Below are 4,069 nucleotides of genomic sequence, written 5' to 3'. Positions count from 1 at the left end.
GTATCAAATTGTCACAGAAGTTTGGTATAACAGCGGCGATTCACAGCTCAACGAAAGTTTTTATCTGCAGGTTCGAGATGATTCTGACAACGTCTTCTTACCCGAAAACGGCAACGCCGGTAATTACAAAGTCGTTCCGGATGACCCGGGAACGCCTCATACAGTTTCGCGTGAAAGCGGTGTTTTTGAATTGTCGCAAGGAACTCATGCTATCGATGTTTTACACTACGCGAAAATATCTAATTATTATCCACAGTTCCTGAATGGTCCAATTACAGGGCCTGAAAGTGTAAAAATTTTAGGATTTAGATTAATTTATTTAGGTAATTAGCCTCCTCCATAGGATCCTCCAAATCCTATCGCCGCTGTCCGTACCGCCCTTACGGGAAAGGTTTCAGGCAGCGGCTTTTTTTATTTGTAACTTCGAAGATATCACATTTCGCTAGAGCCAAAAAAAATGGTTCTGTGATTCTTCAATCCGAGCGGGGAATGACTTCTTCTACTTCGTTATCCTTTGAACTGCAATCTTTACCCCCAACTCAAGCACATTGTATCAAAATATTTATCTTGAGAAAAAGTAGTCTATTGACTATTTTAGATAATCAAGCTGACAAACGCTCTAAGAAAATCCCATGATACAAAATTACTTAGAATTAGAAAAAACCTACGCTCTGGGTGTCTACGCAAAAAAAGAGCTTGTTTTAGTTAAAGGCAAAAATGCCAAAATCTGGGATGATCACGGGAATGAATACATCGACTGCGTTTCCGGGAATGGCGTCGCTAACTTAGGTCATGCAAATGAAAAAATTGCCCGGGCAGTCTCCGAACAAGCAGCACGGCTCATCACATGCTCAAATATGTTCTACAACGATCAGCGGGCTTTGCTTCTTGAAAAGCTTATCCAAATTACCCCGGCTAACTTGAACAAGACTTTCCTTTGCAACTCAGGAACCGAAAGCATCGAGGGCGCAATCAAGTTTGCAAAATTCGCCACTCAGAAAACGGAGTTTATTTGCGCCGAAAAAGCGTTCCATGGACGAACAACCGCTTCGTTGAGCGCTACTTTTAAGCCTGAATATAAAGATGGTTTTGAGCCTTTGCTGCCGGGCTTTAGTTTCGTACCGTTTAATGATTTTGAAAGCTTAAAAGAACGGGTAAATCGAAACACCGCCGGGATCATTTTGGAGATTATTCAAGGGGAAGGCGGTGTTAATGTTGGAAGCGCTGATTATTTTCAAAAAGTCAGGCAACTGTGCGACGAGATGGGAGTTATCCTTATTATCGATGAAATTCAAAGCGGCTTTTGCCGCACCGGTAAAATGTTCGCTTGCCATCATTTCGATTTAGAGCCGGACATTCTTTGTTTAGCTAAAGCAATTGCCGGTGGCCTTCCCATGGGCGCGGTGGTTTGCTCAGATAAAATCGACCTACCCGCCGGGAAACATGGTACTACTTTTGGAGGGAATCCGCTCTGCTCTGCTGCGGCAAATGCTGCAATCGATTTTATGATTGAAAATCAACTTGCTGAACAAGCGAAAGAAAAAGGTAAGTATTTTACTGAAAAACTAAAAAACCATACGCTAAGAAAAATTCAGGAGATTAGAGGCCTGGGGTTAATGATTGGAATCGAAGTCAAAGAACCTGCTCCCCCCTTAATCTCAATGCTCCTGGAAAAGGGCGTGCTGGCCTTTCCAGCTGGAATCAATGTAATCAGAATCCTACCTCCTTTGACAATTACTTATAAAGATCTCGATTTTGTTATTGAAAAATTAGTTGATGTTTTAAAATAAGATCATCTAAAATCCTAAAAACTGTACCGCTAATTAACGCAAATGAACGCCAATAAAAGCAACAGAATCAAAGACGACTTTCTAAATTTGATATTTTTAATTATTTAACGTTTTAAAAAATATCTCTTGCTGCAATTCTCATTTCATAAAATAAATATTAGCGTTATTAGCATATATTCGCGGTTATTTAGAACTGACCATTCTATAACAAGACCATTTATTAAGAAACGCACTCTACTTGATCCTAACGCGGACAAGCCGCAAATCTCAAAAAACAAACTACAAATTACAAATAAAACTCAAATACCAAATCCCAATGTCCAATAAAACCATAACTTTCAGTGATTTTGTTTGATGCCGAACCGTCGGCATTTGTTATTTGATATTTGTGATTTCAAATTCTGCCAAAAAGCTTGTGCTCGAATGCTTCCCCGATAGAAACATTCGGGGACAAATTTATCGAGTATGGCAGAAAATTACCTGTCAGTCCCTAAATTTGGCGTTGTTTTATTGAACGAAATTATCTACCTTTCTTTTCTTAAAATGAGCTTCAAAGACATAAAAACCATTTTTTTTGATTTGGACAATACCTTGTTCGATCACATGCGTGCCGAGCAAGCAACTTTGAAATTTTTACTTGACTCAAAGCCTGAGCTTTTTGCTAAAGTCAACCGGGAGAACTTTCTTCGAACTTACGATAAAAATAACACGATTCTTTGGAAGCAGATGGCGGACGGTGAGGTTTCTCCGGCAGAACTTAAAATCCTGCGTTTTAAAATGACTTTCGAGGAATTGAGCTTAACCCCAATTGATTATTCTGTGTTTTCAGAAAATTATTTAGCCCTTTATTCAAAGCAAACTTTTGTTATCTCGAATGCTGTTGAAATTCTCGATTATTTAAAGCCAAAATATTCTCTGGGTATTCTCTCCAATGGATTTCCCAGGGTTCAGGAAAGTAAGCTGTCAAGGCTCAACATGCAGTCATATTTTGAATATAAAATCTATTCTGAAGATGTGGGTGTGGCAAAGCCTTATCCGGGAATATTTAGTGAAGCCGCAAGGAAAGCAAATAGTAAGCCTTTTGAAACGGTTTATATTGGTGACTCCTACGAAAATGACATAGTTGGAGCTAAAAACTTTGGCTGGCAGGCAATTTTTTTTAATCCGAAAAAGACCTCAGAGAATAACAGCCTGGCAGATTTTGAAATTTCCGACCTAAAAGAAATTAAAAATATTTTTTGAAGTTCTAACCATTTAGAATGTGGAATAAGAGCCTGAAACTGTCTGTAGTCATCACATACCTTCCATTAAACCTATTTTAATTACCTCACCAAAAAGGATGTACCATGAGAAAAGTTATGCTAATATTTTTATTTTGCTTGCCCTCCCAAATCTTCGCACAAACCAGTCGGAATACGACTTTAATCGGAAATCTGGAATATGGAAGTGAAAGGGGTGGCTTTTTTGGTTCTGCTAACGATGTCTGGGGGTACACGGATGACCAGGGAAATGATTACGCCATTGTCGGCCATTATACGGGTGTTTCAATTGCAAAAGTAGAATCCACAGGCCTTGAGGAAGTGGCATTTGTACCGGGTGTGTTATCTAATTGGAGAGATATAAAAACCCATGATCACTACGCCTACGTTACTGCGGACGAACGTAATGACGGCTTAACAATTATCGATCTTGGCGGACTGCCGGATTCTGTTCGACTGGTTGGCACGGATACTACGGCTTTCAAAAGAGCTCATAATTTGTATATCACTGATGGCTTCGCATATATATCAGGACCAGATAGAATTCGTGGCGTTGACATTCTTGACTTATCCGACCCCGAATCGCCAATTAAGGTTGGTGAGTGGCCCTCTCCATGCTTCCATGATGTTTATGTCAGGAATGATACCTTGTTTGGTAGCGCATTCAATAGCGGTAGCCTGGTAATTCTCGACGTCGGTGATAAGTCTGCACCGGTACAAATCACGGAAATTCTCCCGGGCCCCAATGTACATAACGCCTGGACCACCGAGGATGGTAAATATGTCATGACAACCCAGGAGAGCACGGGTCTGACGGTCAAGATGTGGGACATCAGAGATCCCTTTAATGCGGAAATTGTTGACGAATATTTAGCTGCTCCCAGTCTGTTGGCGCACAATACTCACATTTTGGGAGATTACGCCTACATTTCTCATTATGGCGACGGTCTTCGCATTGTCGATATTTCGGATCCCACTAATTTAGTTGAAGTCGGACATTACGATACGTTTACTAGTAAC

General features: G+C 40.3%; 4 protein-coding genes. All 4 read left to right on the top strand.

The annotated features are described in order from the left end of the window. Window positions 1-331 (top strand): hypothetical protein (locus IH879_20930; protein ID MCH7677393.1); only part of this gene is annotated, 331 nt, incomplete at its 5' end. 304 nt (window positions 332-635) lie between these two features. Further along, window positions 636-1,790: an aspartate aminotransferase family protein gene (locus IH879_20925; GenBank protein ID MCH7677392.1), complete on the top strand. Its 1,155-nt coding sequence runs from the start codon at window positions 636-638 to the stop codon at window positions 1,788-1,790. 465 nt (window positions 1,791-2,255) lie between these two features. Next, complete coding sequence (locus IH879_20920; protein ID MCH7677391.1) at window positions 2,256-3,032, top strand: noncanonical pyrimidine nucleotidase, YjjG family; 777 nt, start codon at window positions 2,256-2,258, stop codon at window positions 3,030-3,032. Window positions 3,033-3,148: 116 nt separating this feature from the next. After that, window positions 3,149-4,069: choice-of-anchor B family protein (locus tag IH879_20915; protein ID MCH7677390.1), on the top strand; the 921-nt coding region annotated here is incomplete at its 3' end.

The sequence above is a fragment of the candidate division KSB1 bacterium genome, assembly GCA_022562085.1.
Lineage (GTDB): Bacteria > Zhuqueibacterota > Zhuqueibacteria > Oceanimicrobiales > Oceanimicrobiaceae > Oceanimicrobium.
This window is presented reverse-complemented; position numbering and strand designations above follow the sequence as displayed.